Genomic DNA, 18,407 nt, shown 5'->3' on the forward strand with positions numbered 1-18,407 from the left:
CAGACGGAATTCAGTACTCAGCGGAAAGTGTGCTCATCGTCGGGGAACACACCGTTCTTGACGTCCTCGGCGTACTTGCGCAGTGCGCCGGGAATATTACCGGCCTCCTGCAGGAAGTTCTTGGAGAACTTGGGTGGCTGCTCGGTAAGACCGAGGATATCGTTGATCACCAGTACCTGGGCGTCGGTGTCGCGCCCGGCACCGATACCGATGGTCGGCATGGATACCGAGTCGGTGATGCGCCTGGCCAGGCTGGCCGGCACGCACTCCAGTACCAGCAGGTCCGCCCCCGCCTGGTCCAGCTGCGCGGCGTCGTCGAGAATCTCCCCGGCGCTGCCCTCATCGCGCCCCTGCACGCGGTAGCCACCCAGTTTGTGCACCGATTGTGGTGTCAGGCCCAGGTGGGCACATACGGGAATGCCGCGGTCGGTGAGTATTTTTACCGTCTCCGCCAACCAGGCGCCGCCCTCAATCTTCACCATATGCGCACCCGCCTGCATGATGCGGGTGGCATTGGTGAGTGCCTGCTCCGGCGTGGCGTAGGTCATAAACGGCATATCGCCCATGATCAGGGATTTCTTGTTGCCGCGCGCTACCGCTTCTACGTGGTAGATCATCTGCTCCATGGTGACCGGGATGGTACTGTCGTAGCCGAGCACCGTCATGCCGAGGGAGTCGCCCACCAGTACCGCTTCCACGCCGGTCCTCTGCGCCATCGCCGCCATAGGGGCGTCGTAGAGGGCCACGGTAATAAATTTCTCGCCGTCCGCCTTCATCTTGCGCAGCGTCTGAACCGTAACCGGCTTCTCCAACTCAGTAGGTGCGTACATTTCAGTTCCCCGGGTTGTAGTAGTGGCGGCCGCTGGTGATGGTGAGCATATACTCCACCAGCTGGCGGTAATCCTCTGGGCGGTCGACGATGTCGATATCCTCGCTGTTGACGATCAACAGCGGCGCCTCGTCGTAGTAGTGAAAAAAGTTGGTGTAGGCGTCGTTCAGCGTCGCCAGGTATTCATTGCCGATGGCGCGCTCGGCGGCGATGCCGCGGGTGCGGATACGTTCCTGCAGTACATTGAGTGGCGCCTGCAGGTAGACGACCAGGTCCGGCTTGGGCGCCCGCAGGGTCAGGTGCTGGTACACCTGTTGATACAGGGCCAGCTCGTCGGCATCAAGGGTGACCTCGGCAAACAGCTGGTCCTTCTCGATCAGGAAATCTGAGACGCGCACCGGCTTGAACAGGTCGTCCTGGCGCAACGCCTGTATCTGCTGGGAGCGCTGCAATAAAAAGTGCAGTTGCGTGGGCAGGGCAGCGCTCTTGGGGTCCAGATAGAAACGCTCGAGAAACGGGTTGTCTTCCGGCAGTTCGAGCAGTGTGTCGTAATTGAAGGTGGCGGCGAGCTTTTTCGCCAGGGTGGTCTTGCCCACGCCGATATTGCCTTCCACGGCAATAAATCTCGGCAGGGTACGGCCGGACAGGGCCAGATCGCCGGGGTGGGTTTCGCCGGTATCGATTGCCACTGGGCTTACTCCTTCTATTATTTGCCGCGTCCCTCGCCTCGGCGGGCGGCCACAGGGAAAATTCCGGTTGCCGCGCAGCGCAGTCAGATTTTCTCCAGGCGATTCTGCGGGCACTGTTGCAGCAGCGCCTGAATGGACTCCCCCGAGGGCAGCTGCAGTTGCGGTTCCAGCTCGGCCAGCGGCAGCAGTACAAAATTGCGCGACCCCATATGCGGGTGCGGAATTTGCAGGCGCGGTTCATCCAACTGCTGGCGGCCGAACAGTAGTATATCCAAATCGAGGGTGCGGGCACCCCAGCGAACAGTGCGCTCGCGTCCCTGGGCATTTTCGATCGCCTGCAAGCGGTCGAGTAGTTGCAGTGGGGGCAACGCGGTTTCCAGCTCCGCGACGGCGTTGACGTAATCTGGCTGTCCGTCGGGCCCGACCGGGGCGCTGCGATAGAAACTGGAACAGCGCAGCAGCCGGGTGCCGGGAATTTCCGCGATTGCGTCCAGCGCGCAACGCAGCTGCTTTAATGGTTCCGCGAGATTGCTGCCGAGCCCTATGTAAGCGAGCGGCATTTACTCGGCTGCCTTGGGGCGCCGGCGGCGTCCGCCGCGAGAGCCTCGGCCGCGACGGCCGTTACCGCCGCTGCGCTGGAGACTGCGCACCATCTGTTGGCGTTCTTCGTCATCGGCCTGCTGGAATTCTGTCCACCACTGGCCGAGTCCCGGGGCTATTTCCCCGCTCTCTTCACGCAAAAGCAGAAAATCGTAGGCGGCGCGGAAGCGCGGGTGCTCGCTCAGGCGCTGGGCGCGGCTGCCGCCCCGCTGTGGCAGGCGCAGCTGCATGTCCCAGATTTCGCGCATCGGTATCGAGAAGCGCTTGGGTATCGCGGTGTGCGCCAGCTGTGAGCTGGTGATCTTCTGCGCGGCCTGGGCCAGTGCCGGTACCGGCGGTGTGCCCCGCTCGATAAGACGCTGTTGTTCGGCACTGACCGCGGGCCACAGCAGGGCGGCGTAAAGGAAAGCCGGGGTTACGCGCTTGTCATCGCGAATGCGTTGGTCGGTGTTGCGCAGGGCCAGCCGGCTCAGCGCCAGCGCCGCCGGATCCTCGAGGCAGGCGGCATTGTCGGGGAACAGGTGATGCCACAGTCGGTACTGGCGCAGCAGCTCGAAAGTGCGCTCGCCGTGACCGTTCATCAACAGCTTGAGAATCTCGTCGAACAGGCGCGCCGGGGCGATATTGCGCAGCAATGGCGCCAGCTGTTCCAGCGGGGCCGCCGTCTTGTCCTCGATATTGAAGTCCAGCTTGGCGGCGAAGCGCGTCGCGCGCAGCATGCGTACCGGGTCTTCTTTATAGCGGGTGGCAGGGTCACCGATCATGCGGATCAGGCGCTGCTCTATATCGCGCATGCCGCCGGTGTAGTCGTGGATCGCAAAGCCGTTGGTGGTGTAGTAGAGGGCGTTGACAGTGAAATCGCGACGAATGGCATCGCTCTCCAGATCGCCGTAGACATTGTCGCGCAGCAGCATGCCGTGTTCAGACTGCTGCGCCTCGTGCTCCTCGCCTTCGCTGTGGTGGCCGCGGAAGGTGGTGACCTCGATGATCTCGCGACCGATGCGTGCGTGCAGGATACGGAAGCGGCGGCCGACGATACGAGCGCCGCGGAACAGCTCCTTGGCCTGCTCGGGCGTGGCGTCCGTGGCAACATCGAAATCCTTCGGGTGGCCGCCCAGCAGCAGGTCGCGCACCCCGCCGCCGACGATGTAGGCCTCGAAGCCGGCGTCCTGCAGGCGCTTCATCACGGTGAGCGCGGCGCGGCTGATATCCCGACGGGAGAGGTTGTGGTCGTTGCGGGCGATGACCCTGGGGCCTGGATTTGCCGGCTTGCGCCAGCGTTTGATACTACTGATCAGGGAATTGAGCATACGGCTGTCTGTCTTGACTGCTGCCAACGGGAAATGGCTTGGAGGTCCCGTCTCCGTCACTCAATCTGGTGCCGACAGGTCCTAGAGGAGGCGCATTCTAACACAGGCACAGGCGAGCGCCCGCAATTGACGCGGCGACGGCCGGAATCTGGTGAGTTTGGAGGCAAAGAAAGGAAAGGTGGGAATTATTCTTATTAAGATGAAGGCAGCGGCTTCCTTGCGCTATCAATTTGCTGTCTAGCAAACACCCTCTCCCAGGTACAATCAGTCAGTTTGTAACGCGCTTGTCGTTATTTTTGTTGTCTTCTGCTTTGTTGTTATTGTTTATTGTTATTGTATTTTTTATTTTTATTGAATTTTCTGCGGTTTTGGTCACTCTTTGCTCTTATTGTCGACCGCCCCATTATTTTTATTGTGTTTCGCCCACTTATTGTCAGTTGTTATTAGGGCTTTAACAGTCATTTATTTTTATTCTTGGCTGTTCTTCTTGTTTGTACTAGTAAGAAAGCATTTAGCGTGCCAACTTTAAAAACTCTTTAAAAATCAATAACTTAAAAAATTTACAAAAATTTGCATGTCGTAGGGGAGGGATTTTGCGTTACGGATGTCGCGGCAGTTGTTACTGAGGGTGAGACTGGGGTAACACTTTCGGTTGTTACCAAAATGACCCGGCGGCGGGTAACAGATAGGCGGGGGACTGAAAACGAAGCGCTTGCCGGGGACTGGTCAGCGGTTGTGGCGAGGGAAGGTGTCTCCGGCCTCGATCACTCACCGCTGGTCACCGACCACCAACCACTCTCTAAGCCTCGGCACCCGCAACGCGGCGGGCCTTCTTGCGCGGAATGCCCAGTTTCTGGCGGCGCTCCCACAGGCACTTGCGGCTGACCCCCAGTTTCTTCGCCAGCTCAGTCTCGCTCATGGTGTCCTGGTGCTCTATCACGAAGCGGGCGAAGTAGTCCTCCAGGGACAGGTCCTCGCGCGGATCCGTGTGCAGGCTGCGCGGGCGCCGCTCCGGGTCCGCCTCCTCTATCGGCACCAGGTCCAGGTCGATATCCAGGGTTCTGTGGTCTATTTCCACGCTGTGGTCGTCGGTCAGGATTACCGAGCGCTGTATCGCATTCTCCAGCTCGCGCACATTGCCCGGCCAGGTGTAGGTGGTCACCGCCTGGATGGCCTCCGGCGACAGCTTCAGGGGCTGGCGCTCCACTTTGGCGCAGAATTTCTCCAGCAGCTGTTCGGCGATCGCCAGCACATCCTTGCCGCGTTCCCGCAGTGGCGCCAGCGTCATCTGCACCACATTGATGCGGTAATAGAGGTCCTCGCGGAACTTGCGTTCGGCGGACAGCTGGCGCAGGTTGCGGTGGGTCGCTGCCACCAGGCGCACATCCACCTTGCGGGACTCCACCGCGCCGATCGGGCGCACCTCACCCTCCTGCAGCACCCGCAGCAGTCGCGCCTGGGCCTCGAGCGGCAGCTCGCCGATCTCGTCCAGGAACAGGGTGCCGCCGTCGGCGGCGGCCACCAGGCCCTCGCGGGCAGTCTGGGCACCGGTAAAGGCGCCCTTTTCGTGACCGAAGAGTTCTGCCTCGATCAGGGTTTCCGGAATCGCCGCGCAGTTGACCGAAATCAGCGGCTTGCCGGCACGGCGGCTCTCCTCGTGGATGGCGCGGGCCACCAGCTCCTTACCGGTGCCGGTTTCGCCGTGCACCAGCACTGTGGCATCGGTGGGAGCCACCTTGTGAATGCGGTTGTAGAGATCGCGCATCACCGGGCTGTCGCCGATCATGCCGGCGATGGTGCGGCCGGATTCCCTGCCGGTCGGGGCCTGGGCGCGGCTCTGCTCCGCCTTGCCGATCACCCGGCGCACCGTGGCGATCATCTCGTCGTGATCGAAGGGCTTGGCGATATAGTCCGCGGCCCCCATACGCATGGAGTCCACCGCGGACCTCAGGCTGGCGTAACTGGTCATGATCAATACCGGCACGTCGCCGGCCAGTTTCAGCAGGTCGGTGCCCGGGGCGCCGGGCAGGCGCAGGTCGGAGATGATCAGGTCGACTTCATTGAGGCGGTACTTGGTGGTCGCCTCGCGCACTGAGCCGGCTTCGCTGACCTTGTACTTGTGCCGCTCCAGCAGTTTGCGCAGCGCCGTGCGAATAATGGCTTCATCTTCGACGATCAGGATGTGGCTCATATGTTACGCCTGGTTACAAAATGCTCAGTGAGCGCCTAGTTTTACCTGCCGGGCGTTTCGATGCAACCCATGAGTGGGAATGCGGAATGACGAATGCGGAATGCGAAATGGAGAAAGGCCCCAAAATCCGGGGCTGCAGCGCGCTTATTCCGCATTCCGCATTCCGCATTCCGCATTTGAAAGTGGCAGCTGCACGATAAACTTCGCACCCCGTCCGGTCTCGGGATGGGCCGGGCTGACCAGTTCCAGCTGGCCGTCGTGTTCCTCGACGATGCTGTACACCATCGCCAGGCCGAGACCGGTGCCCTCGCCGGGCTCCTTGGTGGTAAAGAAGGGCTCGAGGATACGCTCGCGATGCTGCGGTGAGATGCCGGGGCCGTCATCGGTGACCGAGATACAGGCGCAGCCCCGGTCGATACAGCCGTCGATCTGGATGTGACCGCCATCGGGACTGGCGTCGCGGGCGTTGCTGAGCAGGTTGATGAACACCTGGATCAGGCGCTGGTTGTCGCCGGGGGCTATGAGATCCCCGGGCACCGCGTTGTCGAAGGTCACCTGGGTCTTGTCCCGCTGCAGGGACAGCAGCTGCACCGCCTCCTGCACGCAGGCCTGGAGATCCACCGGCGCGCGCTCGCTGCCGCTGTCATGGCTGCCACCGTGGGAGAAGTTGACCAGCGAGTGCACGATACGACTGATGCGCTGGGTCTGGCTGAGTATCTGGTCGGCGGTGTCGCGCACCTCTGCGTTGTCGGACTCGAAGTGCAGGTTCTGCGCCAGGCAGGCGATGCCGGTGACCGGATTGCCCACCTCGTGGGCCACGCCGGCAGCCAGGCGGCCGACGGACGCCAGGCGCTCGCTGTGCATCAACTCCTGTTCCAGCACCTGGGTCTCGGTGATGTCCTCCATCAACAGCATCTGCGCGTCGCCGCGTTCACTGCGCGCGCGCCCGCTGCGACTGCTCTTCAGGCGTGTCTTGTGCAGGTTCAGCCAGTGGCTGTTGCCGCCCAGGCTCACCTGCTGCTTGAAGCGGCTGGCGTCGGCGGAGTCGGCGAATTCTATCAGCAGGGTGCGCCAGGGCTCCGGCAGGTATTCCAGTTTGGAGCCGATTACCTCGCCGGCGGCGATACCGGTCAGGTCCTGCATGGCGTAATTCCACAGCAATATCTCGCCGTCGCGCCCCAGGGAGCAGGCCGCCAGCGGCAGCTCTTCCAGCATCTGTCGGTGGTAGAGGCGCAGGTTGTTCAGCTCTGCGGCCAGGCCGGTGAGTTGGTTCTTGTAGCGCGACAGCCGCGTCTCGATCAGGTGGATATCCTTGTTGGCGGGCTGGTCGCTGTCCTTGAAGGGGAAGTGGCGGTCGATGATCTGTCCCGCCAGCACCCGGCCCAGCAGGCCGGAGAGGTTGGCTTCCAGCTTGTTGCGCAACCGGCGCAGGGCATAGGGGCGGCGCTCGTCGTCGGGCAGGCCCAGCTGGCGCAGGGCGCGGTTGACCTCGTGGGTGGCGGTGGCGGCGCCGAGACTCTCCGCCAGGCGCAGGCGGAAATCCGTCGCCGATTCCACATCCATCTCCAGGCGCAGGGCCTGGCTCAGGGTATCGTCGCTGCACAGGTCGGCCGCGTACTGCTCCAGGCTGCTGCTGCGGGTAAACACTGACAGACCGATAAACAGCAACACGTTGACCGCCAGCGACAGGGTGGTGACCTGGGTCCAGATGGTCATGCCCAGGGGCATCTGCAGATCGGTACCGGGCAGGGTGACACCACTGAGGCCGAAGATGGAGGGCAGCAGCAGGCCGCCGGCCCAGATGGACATGCCCGCCAGCAGGCCGCCGATAAAGCCGCGGCGGTTGCCCCGCGGCCAGTGGATCACCGCGAAAATGCCGGGCAGGAACTGCAGTGAGGCGATAAACGCCAGCAGCGCCAGGTCCGACAGCGACAGGCGGTTATTCAGCAGCAGATAGAAGGCAAAGCCGGCCAGGAACAGCGCCGCCACCAGGGCGCGGCGCAGCCAAACCAGCTGCCGGTACATATTGTCTTCCGAGTGCCAGCGGGTGCCGGGCAGCAGCCAGTGGTTCATCACCATGGTGGACAGGGCCAGGGTCATCATCACCAGGGCGCCGGTGGCAGCGGACAGGCCGCCGATAAACGCCAGCACGGTCAGCAGTGCCGAGCCACTGGCCCGCGGCACAGCCAGGGAGAAGTACTGCACCGGTTCGGTTACGTCCAGCGCGAAGCCGGCCCACATGATCGGGAAAATCGGCAGCGCCATCAGCAGCAGGAACAGCGGAAAACCCCAACTGGCGATGCGCAGTGTGCGCTCCGCCGGGCGCTCGGCAACACTCAGGTAGAAGATGTGCGGCATGGCCACCGCGGTGGCGATAAACACCAGCAGCAGCGTGTGGGAGGAGCCCTGTTTGATCGGGGTGTAGAGCAGCTGCTGCATGTCGCTGTTCTGCGCCAGCCATGTATCGAGGCCGCCGAAACCACCGAAGACACCGTAGACCGCATAGGCGCCGACTGCGACCAGCGCGACCAGTTTGACCACCGACTCCAGTGCCATGGCGCTGGCGAGGCCGGCGCGGCGATCGCGGGTGGCGCCGTACATGCTGGTAAACAGGGCCAGCAGCACACAGTAGAAGAAGGCGATCAGGTTCTTGCTGGTGACGCCGCTCTCCGGAAGTGCCAGAGCGGCGACGCTATCCCGCGACAGCAGGGCCAGGGTTTCCGACACCGCCTGGATCTGCAGTGCGATCAGCGGCAGCAGTGCCAGGAGCATAAACAGGGTGGCCAGGGTGCCGGCCTCACGGCTGTGGTAGCGGAATACGAACAGGTCCGCCGGCGAGGCCAACTGGTAGCGCTGTGCCAGCCGCGCCAGCGGCTCCAGCGCCACCGGCGCAAACAGGAACATGGCACCGGTGCCCAGGTAATAGGCCAGTACACCGTAGCCATACTGCCAGGCCAGGTCGACGATGCCGTAGAAGGTCCAGGCGGACAGGGATACGCCCAGGGACAGCACATAGATCAGCGGGTGGCGCACCCAGCGCGCAGGTAGCCAGCCTTTGGAGGTGGCGAAGGCCACGAAGAACAGCGCGGCGATATAGGCCACGCCGATCAGGGCGATATGTGTCAGTTCAAAGTTCACGGTCAAAGCTCATCGGACTTGCGTCTCATCTGCACGAACACCGCCAGCAGGATCAGTACGAACCAGAGGATAAAAGGCCGGTACCAGGCCCCCGAGGGGTTGATCATCCAGGTGAAAATGGTCGGCGAGAAGACATAGCCCACCAGGACCAGCAGGATTAACAGGGTGCGATTGCTCATAGGGGCCGGGACTCAAGGCACTCGGATGGCGACATGGAGTCTGCCATTGGTGACGCGCTATTTTTTGACGGGCGTAAGTATGCCGGGATCGACGGGCAATTTCAGCAGGGGCCGAGCTGCCGGTTGCGCAAATCCACCTGGTGGCGCTGCCAGCGCGCCGCGGCCCAGCGGAGAATATGCTGCGGTTCCTCCCGCACCAGATCTGCAGGCGTGTGGAAGCCGAGAAAATCCAGTGCGGTGCACAGGTTTTCCGCTGCCCTGCAATCGTCGATAGCCGGGGCATGGTTCTGCTTGCTCAGCTTCTGGTGTCCGTCGGGGCCCACTACCAGCGGCAGGTGGCCGAACTGCGGCACCGCCGCGCCGAGCAGTCGGAACAGTCGCTGCTGCGCGCCGCTGGTCTCGAGGAGATCGGATCCGCGCACTATATGGGTCACTCCCTGGTCGATATCGTCCACCACCACTGCCAGCTGGTAGGCGTAGAGGCCGTCGCGGCGTTTGAGAATGGTGTCCTCGCGGATCTGCTGGCACTGTTCGCCGCGCCAGAGGTCGTGAAAACGTTCCTCGCCGCCGGTGCACCTGAGACGCAGTGCGGCTGCACCCTCTTTCTTCTTGTTGCTCGCGCTGCAGACTGCGTCATCGTGGCCGCCATTGCGGCGAATCTCGCTGCGGGAGCAGTGGCAGGAATAGATCAGCCCGCGCGCCGCGAGGTCGGCAAGCGTGTCCTCGTAGAGAGGGTGGCGACGCCCCTGCCACTCCAGTGGTCCGTGCCAGTGCAGGCCGTGGGCTTCGAGAGATTTGAGTATGCGATCGGCGGCGCCGGGTTCCTCCCGCGGGGGATCCAGGTCCTCCATCCGCACCAGCCAGTGTCCGCCGTGGGCGATAGCGTCCAGGTAACTGCCCAGGGCACAGACCAGGGAGCCGAAATGGAGGGGGCCAGTGGGGGATGGCGCAAAGCGGCCGATGTAGGGGTGAGGAGTGTTCAACTGCGCCGTAGTAATGGGCTTTGAAATAGTTGTAGTGGCGGCCCCGGTGCCGGGGGCGCTTTGCGGGACACAGGCTAGGCGCCCCCCTAAATACATCCATAGGGGCTTGTCGGCGAGGTCCCTCTCGCCAACAGTCCCGCAAAGCGCCCCCGGCACCAGGGCCTTCGCATTGGGCTTTCGTACTCTGTTCGAGTTTCGAGCCCTGAATCCTGAAAATCAGCCCGAGATCTGCTTTTCCTTGATCTCCGCCAGGGTCTTGCAGTCCACGCACAGGGTGGCGGTGGGGCGCGCCTCCAGGCGGCGGATGCCGATTTCAACGCCGCAGGCCTCGCAGAAGCCGTAGTCGTCCTGATCGATCAGCTCGATGGTGGCGTCGATCTTCTTGATCAGCTTGCGCTCGCGGTCGCGGGTGCGCAGCTCCAGGCTGAACTCCTCTTCCTGGCTGGCGCGGTCGGCCGGATCCGGGAAGTTGGCAGCTTCATCTTTCATATGGGAAACGGTGCGGTCCACTTCCGCCATCAACTCGGCCTTCCAGGCCAGCAGCAAGTTGCGGAAGTGCTCCTGCTGCTTCTCGTTCATGTACTCTTCGCCCTTCTTCTCCTTGTAGGGCTCAAAGCCGTGCAGAGATTCGGTGTTCGCAGCAGTTTTGGGCATAGTCGTTGCCTCTCTTTCTAAACAGACCCCCGTTTATGGGGGCAATACCACCAAATTCAATCTAGCCTAGTCCGGAATTGTCCGAAGTGATGCATTTTTAACCCGTTCAGTAGGGATGCGATGGCAGGCTATTCCCTTTCTCGCCGTCCTTGATCCCAATTGAGAGGGCCCTGACGACCGAGGGCGAAGAAGCTACCAAATCTCTTCAATTCGCGCCACAAAATGTTGTCTGCTATTTTGTGGCGTCAGAATTGTCACAATTGGTCGTCACGTGAAGCTCAATCCCCCCCTGCAGCAGGCCACCCTGATGCGTCGCTACAAACGTTTCCTCGCCGATATCGAAACCCCGTCCGGAGAAACCTTTACGATTCACTGCCCCAATACCGGCTCGATGAAAAACTGTTGGGTGGAAAACACGCCCTGCTGGTACTCGGACTCCGGCAATCCAAAGCGCAAGTATCGCCACACCCTCGAGGTCACAACCACACCTGAGGGCGCCCTGGCCGGGGTTAATACCGGGCGGGCCAACGCATTGGTGGAGGAAGCGATCACCAATGGCATCATTACCGAATTACAGGGCTATGACGAGCTGCGTCGCGAAGTGCGTTACGGCGACGAGAACAGCCGCATCGATCTGCTGCTGTCCGGTCCGCAGGGCGACTGCTATGTGGAGGTCAAGAATGTGACTCTGGCCGAGGGCGGTCGCGGGCTCTTCCCGGACGCGGTCAGCAGCCGCGGCGCCAAGCATCTGCGCGAGCTGCAGAAACTGGCCGGGAATGGCGTGCGCGCGGTGTTGTTTTACTGTGTGCAGCACACCGGCATCGAGACGGTGGAGGCGGCGCGGGAGATAGACCCTGAATATGCGCAGACTCTGGACGCCGCAGTGGCGGCGGGAGTGGAAGTGATCGCCTATCGCGCGAGTATCAGCGCGGAGGAGATTGTGCTGGCCGAGGCGATATCCTTTGCCAAATAGGTTCCGTAGGAGCGACTGTTGACCCCTATGTCGTTCTTTCGTCATTCCGGCGCAGGCCGGAATCCAGGTGCCACAGAACTGGATACCGGCCTGCGCCGGTATGACGATTCAGTAAATGCCTGATTGCGACTCCGATTGCTTGGCTAATCCGCCAGCAGTACGTAAAGGCCTTCCTGGGTGTGCTCGATCGGCACCGGCGTCAGTGAATCACCCGCACAGGGGCCGGCGATACACTCGCCGGATTCGATCAGAAACAGGGCGCCGTGGGAGGCGCACTGAATCAGGGCGCCGTCGGGATCGAGGAACTGGTCTTCCTGCCAGTCCAGGTTGATACCGCGGTGCGGGCAGCTGTTCTTGTAGGCGTAGACCTCGCCGTCCTTCATCACCGCAAACACATTGTCCATTCCTGCAGCGGTGTCGCCGAGGGAGAAGCCCTTGGACTGACCCTCGGTCAGTTCGTCGTAACGGCAAAGAAAATATTTCTGCATAAAAATTGTTACTGGTCTGCTCTCCTCCCCCGCTCGCGGGGGAGGGGTTGGGGGAGGGGGAATTATTGCGGAGCGGCGAGTGTAATCGATGTCTGGCGCTTTTTCCCATCGCGCATAAATTCCAGGCTGACCTTGTCCCCGGCGCGGTGGTTCTCCAGCACATTCAATAGATCGTCGTAGCTGCGCACCGGCTGCCTGTCCACCTCCACAATCACGTCGCCCAGCTGCCAGCCTCCGCCCCGGGCCCGATAGACGCCGCGCAGGCCGGCCTCTTCGGCGGGCATGCCCGGCGCTGTGCGCAGCACTGCCACACCCTCGAATCCGTAGCGGCTGGCCCACTGGTCCGGTGCCGATTCGATGCCCAGCACCGGGCGCACCAGGCGGCCGTGGGCAATCAGCTCCGGCACTATCTTTTTCACCGTATCCACCGGGATGGCGAAGCCGATTCCCACGCTGGCGCCGCTGGGGCTGTAGATGGCGGTATTGACGCCGATCAGGCGGCCGCTGGAGTCCAGCAGCGGACCGCCGGAATTGCCCGGGTTGATGGCCGCATCCGTCTGGATCACATTGCGGATGGTGCGGTTGTTGGCCGCCTGTATCTCGCGCCCCAGCGCGCTCACCACACCGGTAGTGAGGGTGGTGTCGAGGCCGAAGGGGTTGCCGATGGCGAGTACCTTGCGGCCCACCGCCAGGTTGTTCGAGGTACCGGAAACCAGCGGCTTCAGCAGCTCCGGCGGGGCGCTGATCTTCAGCACCGCCAAGTCTTTCTCCGGTGCCGAGCCCACCAGTTCCGCCGGCCATTCGCTGCGGTCCTGGAGGGTGATGGTGACCTTGCGCGCACCCTCGATGACGTGGAAGTTGGTGACTACATGTCCCCGGTCATCCCAGATAAAACCGCTGCCGGCTCCCTTGGGTACCGTGTGCAGGCGCAGGGTCCAGCGGTCGCGCACCAGGGTTTCATTGGTCACATAGACCACCGAGGGACTGGCGAAGTTGAACACCTGCATGGTGTTGCGCTCGTCGTCGGTGGAGAAGGCCGGCACCGGGGATGACGCGCCGGCAAAGACGGAAAGAAAGAGCAGCGGCACGGCCAGCAGCAAGTTTCTCAGCTTGTTCATGGTCGGCGATAGGTAGTGATTCATTCGATGGGAAAATAGTAACCCGGCGCAGGCGCCGGGTTAAATTTGGTGATTTATCGGGACTGCAGGGCGAGGATGCGGTTTTCCAGCGGCGGGTGGCTGGCCATCAGCGCGCCCATATTGCCGAAGATGCCGAAGGCCTTCATGTTACTCGGCAGGGGCGCCTCGCGGCCCGCCTCGGACTCGGCCTTGATCCGCTGCAGGGCGGCGATCATGGACTGGGGGCTGGCCAGGCTGGCGCCGGCCGCATCCGCGCGGAACTCGCGTCGGCGGCTGAACCAGGCCACCACCATCATCGCGAAGGCGCCGAACACTATGTCCATGATGATCGAGGTGACGTAGTAGCCGATACCCAGGCCCTGTTCATTCTTCAGCAGCACCCGGTCGACGAAGAAGCCCACCAGGCGGGCGAAGAACATCACAAAAGTATTCACCACCCCCTGAATCAGCGCCAGGGTGACCATATCGCCATTGGCGACGTGGCCTATCTCGTGGCCGATCACCGCCCGCGCCTCGTCGCGGTTGAAGCGCTCCAGCAGGCCGGCGCTGACCGCCACCAGGGCGCTGTTGCGGTTCCAGCCGGTGGCAAAGGCGTTGGCCTGGGGCATGGGGAAAATACCCACGTCCGGCATGCCGATACCGGCTTTCTGCGACAGCTCGCGCACTGTTTCCACCAGCCACTGCTCGTCGGCGGTGCGGGGCTGGTCGATCACCTGGGTGCGGGTGCTCATGCGGGCGATGGTCTTCGACAGCAGCAGCGAGATAAAGGCGCCGCCGAAGCCGAAGATGGCGCACATGGTCAGCAGCGCGCCCAGGTTCAGGTTGACACCCTGGGCGTCGAGAATGCCCTGGAAGCCCAGTAGGTTGAATATGATGCCAACCAGGACCAGGACGGCCAGGTTGGTCAGCAGGAAGAGACCAATGCGCAACATCGGTGTTTTCTCCAAAAAATCAGTTCAGTTGGGAAAAGTGTAGATAGGGGCGGCGGCGCCGCTTTCAAGATTGGCGGCGCGACCTTTTAGATTGGCTGCGGGGAGATTACTCCGGGTTCTGGGTGGACAGCAGCCGATCCGCCTCGCTGGCCAGGCGCTGCTTGAGATCCGGATCCAGATCGTTCCAGTGCACGTCCAGCAGGGCTCCCTGCAGGGCATAGAGCATCACGCGGGAGGCATTGATGCCGCGGCTGCGGATATTGATAAAGGCTTCTACCGGGCCTACTCGGCGCAGGTCATCGCAGGAGCGAATGCCGATGGAATGGAGTATGTTGACAGAGGCCAGGCCCAGGTTTTTCAGTTTTAACAGCTCTGATTGACTCGGGTGCATGCGGGTTGTCCCTAACTGGTGGTACATCCGTGGTTGTCCGGTCAGATCCTTCGACCGCGCAACTGAACATAGCATAAAATGATAATAGGCCAAACTTTCATGAGCATTGGTGCTAAGAGAGTGAGGCGAATCGGAATGGGTATTGATAGCTTTTTGTAAGCGGTCGACCCGACCTCCTTTTTGATAGAGTATCGACTTGAAGTTTGTTCACTTTAGTTCGCTTTGCATATTTTGCCTGTCGGTGACAATTTGATGTTGACTGTGTCGCTAGAACGCATGCTATTTGGTCTCGGCGACGAGCACGTGATTCTCGAGCCGCGCTCCGGCCAGCTGCTGCACCCGGAGGCACTGGTGGCCTTCGAGCGCTTGTGCGCAGACGCCCGCGCCGCCGGATTCGATCCCAAAGTGGTTTCCGGCTTTCGCAGTTTCGAGCGCCAGCGCACCATCTGGAACAGGAAGGCCGCCGGCCTGCGCCCGGTACTGGACAGCTGCGGTGTGGAGCTGGATGTGGCGCAGCTGTCGCCTGAACAGACGGCTTTCGCTATATTGCGCTGGTCGGCCCTGCCGGGCGGCTCCCGCCATCACTGGGGCACTGACTTCGATGTGGTGGATGCCGCGGCGATGCAGAAAGACTACCGCCCGCAGTTGACGCCGCAGGAAGTGGCCGATGAAGGCATCTTCGGCCCCTTCCACTGCTGGCTGGATGAGCGCATTGCCACTGGGCAGGGCTATGGCCTTTTCCGGCCCTACGCTGAGGACCGCGGCGGCGTGGCGCCGGAGCGCTGGCACCTGAGTTATGCGCCGCGCGCCTTCGAGCTGCAGCAGCTACTGACGCCGGAGCGACTCTGTGAGCAACTGCAGAGTTGCGAGCTTGAATTGTGCGACACTGTGTGCGCGCAGATGGACGAGATTTTTGCGCGCTTCGTACACGTCCCGGATCAGTGCTATCCGGACTGGAAATGACCGAGGAGTTGACCATCGACGGCCCAATCGAGCAGGGGACAAAAGGAGAGCAGCGCGATATCTGGAGTGCCATGCGCGCCGAGGCATCACAGGCAGCGACCGGCGAGCCGGTGCTGGCGAGCTATTTCCACAACACGGTGCTGCGGCACAAATCCCTCGACGATGCGCTCTCCTACCAGCTGGCGTCGGTACTCGACCACAATGCGCTGACCGCCACCGCCCTGCAGGAAGTGATCGCCGCGGCCCTGAAGGCCGACTCCGGTATTTCCCGCTGCATGCGTGCCGACATCTGCGCCTGGTTCGACCGCGATCCCGCCTGCGACCAGTACCTGACCCCCTTTCTCTACTTCAAGGGTTTTCACGCCCTGCAGTCCCACCGTGTGGCCCACTGGCTCTGGCAGCAGGGCAGGAAAACGCTGGCGCTCTATTTCCAGAGCCGGGTGTCGGAGCAGTTTGCGGTGGATATACACCCGGCGGCCAGTTTCGGCTGCGGCATCATGATCGACCACGCCACCGGGCTGGTGGTGGGTGAGACCACCGTAGTGGAGGACGACGTCTCGATACTGCACTCGGTGACCCTTGGCGGCAGTGGCAGCGGCGGTGGCGATCGCCACCCGAAGATCGGCCGCGGCGTGATGATCGGCGCCGGTGCGAAAATTCTCGGGCCGGTCAGGATCGGCGAGGGCGTGAAGATTGCCGCCGGCAGCCTGGTGCTGGGGGATGTGCCCGAGCACACCACTGTGGCCGGCGTGCCGGCGCGCCAGGTGGGGGGCAAGACCGTGGGAGAGCCGGCCTATACCATGGACCAGACGCTGGACTCAGACGGCTAAAACCTTGAGAACAACAAGAAGGGCAGAGTGATGTCGCAAACCACTTACAGTTTGATTTTCCGCGGCGACCTGGTGCCGGGCTTCACAGCCGCCGATGTGAAGGCAAACCTGGCGCGCCTGTTCAAGGCGGGCCCGGATACCGTCGACAAGCTTTTCAGCGGTCGCCCGCTGGCGATCAAGAAGGGCCTGGCACAGGCCCAGGCGGAGCAGCTGCAGGCGACACTGGCGAAGATGGGGGCCCAGGCTGTGCTCAAACCCGAGGGCGAAGCGACGGCGCCACAGCCGGAGCGGCGGGAGGTCGCTGCCCAGCCCCAATCCACTGTTCAATCGGACTGGAGCCTGGCGCCGATGGAAGGCAATCTGGTCAAGGAGCACGAGCGGGAGAAAAAAGCAGCGGTGCAGGTGTCCGTGGACCACCTGAGCCTGAAGCCGGCGGAAGGCAACCTGGTCGATGACAGCGAGCGCTCGCACAAGCAGCCGGTGGCGGTGGACGTTCCGGACTGGCAGCTCAACTAGTGGGCCATGCGGAAAGTTGTGTAACGGTTCGCGTCGCCAAAGCGCCCGGCTCTGCGTTGAGAAGGCTTGAAATAACGCTGCTATTCCTGCGCTTTCTCGCCTTGATCTGAACGCTTTGGCTGTGCTCCTTTGTTACCGAACTTCCCGCATGGCCCACTAGGCGAATCGGGTGGATATATCTTCGCCCGCCCCGTCAATACTCGAGTTTCACTCCCAGCAGAAATCGCCGGCCATTCTCGTAAAAGCCCTGTGGAATACCGCTGGCACTGCGAATATAGATAACCTCATCGGTCAGGTTGATCGCCTCGGCCGACAGAGTCATATGGCGGTTCAGTGACCACTGCAGGCTCGCATCCCACTGGCGGTAAGCGGCGGTCTCGCTCTGTGACCCGGCGATGATTTCACCATAGGAGCGCGAGCGGTAGTTGTGAGACAGGCGGCCGCTGAACCCGCTGTTTTCAAAATAGACACTGGCATTGAACTGGCTGCGAGAATTGCCCGGCAGTTCCAGCGAGCGGGTATGGTCTGGTGCCGGCACGCTGGCGTCCGTGTAGGTGTAATTGCTCAGGATGCCAAAGCCGTTGGCGAAGCCCTGCTGCCACTGGAGTTCCAGTCCGAGAATATCCGCCCCCGGCCCATTCTGTGGGCGAGTGATAAAGACTTCCCGTCCGTCGACCGTCTCTGGCGATACGTGCGGATAGACAAAAGTGGATATGTCCTTGTAAAAGGCTGTGGCCGACAGCAGCGATGCCTGACCAAAATACCATTCCACACTCAGGTCCAGTTGGTCTGCGCGATAGGGATCCAGCTGCGGGTTGCCCGCCGAGCCGGAGCCACTTGTGGGATCGACGATCATACCGGGACTCAGGTCTTTAAAATTGGGCCGCGCCATCACCTGGGCCGCGGCGGCGCGCAGTACCAGTGAGGGTGCCGCGCGGTAGTAGAGGTTGAGGCTCGGCAGAAAGTCGCGGTAGCGGTTGCGCTCCCTGACCAACTGATCTTGCCGATAGGCACTGGCCACCTGGTCGGTGCCGGCGGCGCGCACGCCGGCATCGCCGGACCAGGGGCCCCGCTCAAACTCCACGTTGATATATTGTGCAAGGTTGCGCTCGCGAATATGAAAGTAGGCATTGCGATCGTAGCGGTATTGCATCACACCCTCGTCGTAGAGGGGCTGGATCACTGAGTGCAGCAGGTCGGGGTCCGCTATCGCGTATTGCGTCAGGGTATCGGAGGTGGCGCTCTGCGCGCTGAGTCGGGGGCTGAGGCCGGCGCTGACCCGATCCAGGCCGATATGCTGCAGCGTCTGCCAGAGAGGGTGGTCGAGATCGATGCTACCCACGGTCAGGTTGTTTTCTACCGTGAGATTCCGGAACTTGAACCCGAACTTGATTTCGCGCAGCCAGCCGTCATCCAGCTCGCGGGAGAAATCCAGCTGTGCATACTTTTCGCGGTTGTCCATCGCGCGGATCCAGTCCCGGGACAGCGGGGAGAAACTGTCCAGGTCAGCAGGGGCCAGTGGGTTTAAATCCAGGTAATCCGTCTCGATCGCGTCGCGGACGAGGCGGAAGGCCACGCCGGTGGTGGCGGGGAAAGGGTAAA

The 18,407-nt window shown here is 62.1% G+C and carries 18 protein-coding genes; 4 read left to right on the forward strand and 14 right to left on the reverse strand.

The genetic code is table 11. From position 1 onward, the window contains the following. Positions 1 to 17 precede the first annotated feature (17 nt). The 9 genes from panB to dksA all read right to left on the reverse strand — a co-directional run bounded on the left by panB (position 18) and on the right by dksA (position 10,573). A complete protein-coding gene (panB, locus tag IG627_RS08090; protein ID WP_193191850.1) occupies positions 18 to 830 on the reverse strand; it encodes a 3-methyl-2-oxobutanoate hydroxymethyltransferase in 813 nt (270 codons plus the stop codon). A gap of 1 nt (position 831) precedes the next feature. After that, positions 832 to 1,518 carry a deoxynucleoside kinase gene (locus tag IG627_RS08095; RefSeq protein ID WP_193191851.1) on the reverse strand — a complete coding sequence of 229 codons (687 nt, stop codon included), beginning with the start codon at positions 1,516 to 1,518 and terminating at the stop codon, positions 832 to 834. 83 nt (positions 1,519 to 1,601) lie between these two features. Further along, entirely contained in the window at positions 1,602 to 2,078 is a 477-nt protein-coding gene (gene folK / locus IG627_RS08100; RefSeq protein WP_193191852.1) for a 2-amino-4-hydroxy-6-hydroxymethyldihydropteridine diphosphokinase, read from the reverse strand. Beyond that, on the reverse strand, positions 2,079 to 3,428 hold the full coding sequence (pcnB, locus tag IG627_RS08105) for a polynucleotide adenylyltransferase PcnB (RefSeq protein ID WP_193191853.1): 1,350 nt from the start codon (positions 3,426 to 3,428) through the stop codon (positions 2,079 to 2,081). A gap of 799 nt (positions 3,429 to 4,227) precedes the next feature. Beyond that, positions 4,228 to 5,619 carry a sigma-54-dependent transcriptional regulator gene (locus IG627_RS08110; RefSeq protein ID WP_193191854.1) on the reverse strand — a complete coding sequence of 464 codons (1,392 nt, stop codon included), beginning with the start codon at positions 5,617 to 5,619 and terminating at the stop codon, positions 4,228 to 4,230. A gap of 144 nt (positions 5,620 to 5,763) precedes the next feature. Continuing rightward, complete coding sequence (locus tag IG627_RS08115; protein WP_193191855.1) at positions 5,764 to 8,757, reverse strand: ATP-binding protein; 2,994 nt, start codon at positions 8,755 to 8,757, stop codon at positions 5,764 to 5,766. 2 nt (positions 8,758 to 8,759) lie between these two features. Further along, positions 8,760 to 8,936: a hypothetical protein gene (locus IG627_RS08120; RefSeq protein ID WP_170833150.1), complete on the reverse strand. Its 177-nt coding sequence runs from the start codon at positions 8,934 to 8,936 to the stop codon at positions 8,760 to 8,762. A gap of 101 nt (positions 8,937 to 9,037) precedes the next feature. After that, the gene (gene gluQRS, locus IG627_RS08125) at positions 9,038 to 9,919 is read right to left on the reverse strand and encodes a tRNA glutamyl-Q(34) synthetase GluQRS (RefSeq protein WP_226864848.1); all 882 of its coding nucleotides are present in this window, start codon (positions 9,917 to 9,919) and stop codon (positions 9,038 to 9,040) included. A 216-nt stretch (positions 9,920 to 10,135) separates the two neighbouring features. Beyond that, positions 10,136 to 10,573 carry an RNA polymerase-binding protein DksA gene (dksA, locus tag IG627_RS08130; RefSeq protein ID WP_193191857.1) on the reverse strand — a complete coding sequence of 146 codons (438 nt, stop codon included), beginning with the start codon at positions 10,571 to 10,573 and terminating at the stop codon, positions 10,136 to 10,138. A 271-nt stretch (positions 10,574 to 10,844) separates the two neighbouring features. Between dksA and sfsA the strand changes: the two genes are divergently transcribed. After that, positions 10,845 to 11,546, forward strand: a complete 702-nt coding sequence (gene sfsA, locus IG627_RS08135) for a DNA/RNA nuclease SfsA (protein WP_193191858.1) — start codon at positions 10,845 to 10,847, stop codon at positions 11,544 to 11,546. 143 nt (positions 11,547 to 11,689) lie between these two features. On the opposite strand, the gene IG627_RS08140 is transcribed toward sfsA, so the two are convergent. The 4 genes from IG627_RS08140 to IG627_RS08155 form a co-directional block, all read right to left on the reverse strand. Beyond that, positions 11,690 to 12,034, reverse strand: coding sequence for a Rieske (2Fe-2S) protein (locus tag IG627_RS08140; RefSeq protein ID WP_193191859.1), 345 nt, complete (start codon positions 12,032 to 12,034; stop codon positions 11,690 to 11,692). 62 nt (positions 12,035 to 12,096) lie between these two features. Beyond that, entirely contained in the window at positions 12,097 to 13,176 is a 1,080-nt protein-coding gene (locus IG627_RS08145; protein ID WP_226864849.1) for a S1C family serine protease, read from the reverse strand. A 50-nt stretch (positions 13,177 to 13,226) separates the two neighbouring features. Next, positions 13,227 to 14,105, reverse strand: a complete 879-nt coding sequence (gene htpX / locus IG627_RS08150; protein WP_193191861.1) for a protease HtpX — start codon at positions 14,103 to 14,105, stop codon at positions 13,227 to 13,229. Positions 14,106 to 14,211: 106 nt separating this feature from the next. Next, positions 14,212 to 14,496: a TfoX/Sxy family protein gene (locus IG627_RS08155; RefSeq protein ID WP_193191862.1), complete on the reverse strand. Its 285-nt coding sequence runs from the start codon at positions 14,494 to 14,496 to the stop codon at positions 14,212 to 14,214. Positions 14,497 to 14,772: 276 nt separating this feature from the next. Here IG627_RS08155 and IG627_RS08160 point away from each other — a divergent pair, with 276 nt between their 5' ends. The 3 genes from IG627_RS08160 to IG627_RS08170 are packed head-to-tail and all read left to right on the forward strand — an operon-like array spanning position 14,773 to position 16,805. After that, positions 14,773 to 15,459 (forward strand): M15 family metallopeptidase, encoded by a 687-nt coding sequence (locus IG627_RS08160; protein ID WP_193191863.1) that lies wholly within the window; start codon positions 14,773 to 14,775, stop codon positions 15,457 to 15,459. After that, on the forward strand, positions 15,456 to 16,289 hold the full coding sequence (cysE, locus tag IG627_RS08165; RefSeq protein ID WP_455429754.1) for a serine O-acetyltransferase: 834 nt from the start codon (positions 15,456 to 15,458) through the stop codon (positions 16,287 to 16,289). Before IG627_RS08160 ends, cysE begins: the two co-directional genes overlap by 4 nt. A gap of 30 nt (positions 16,290 to 16,319) precedes the next feature. After that, positions 16,320 to 16,805 carry a hypothetical protein gene (locus tag IG627_RS08170; protein WP_193191864.1) on the forward strand — a complete coding sequence of 162 codons (486 nt, stop codon included), beginning with the start codon at positions 16,320 to 16,322 and terminating at the stop codon, positions 16,803 to 16,805. 193 nt (positions 16,806 to 16,998) lie between these two features. On the opposite strand, the gene IG627_RS08175 is transcribed toward IG627_RS08170, so the two are convergent. Further along, a partial coding sequence (locus IG627_RS08175) for a TonB-dependent receptor (RefSeq protein WP_193191865.1) occupies positions 16,999 to 18,407 on the reverse strand: 1,409 nt, incomplete at its 5' end.

Source organism: Microbulbifer taiwanensis (genome assembly GCF_014904815.1).
Taxonomy (GTDB): Bacteria; Pseudomonadota; Gammaproteobacteria; order Pseudomonadales; family Cellvibrionaceae; genus Microbulbifer; species Microbulbifer taiwanensis.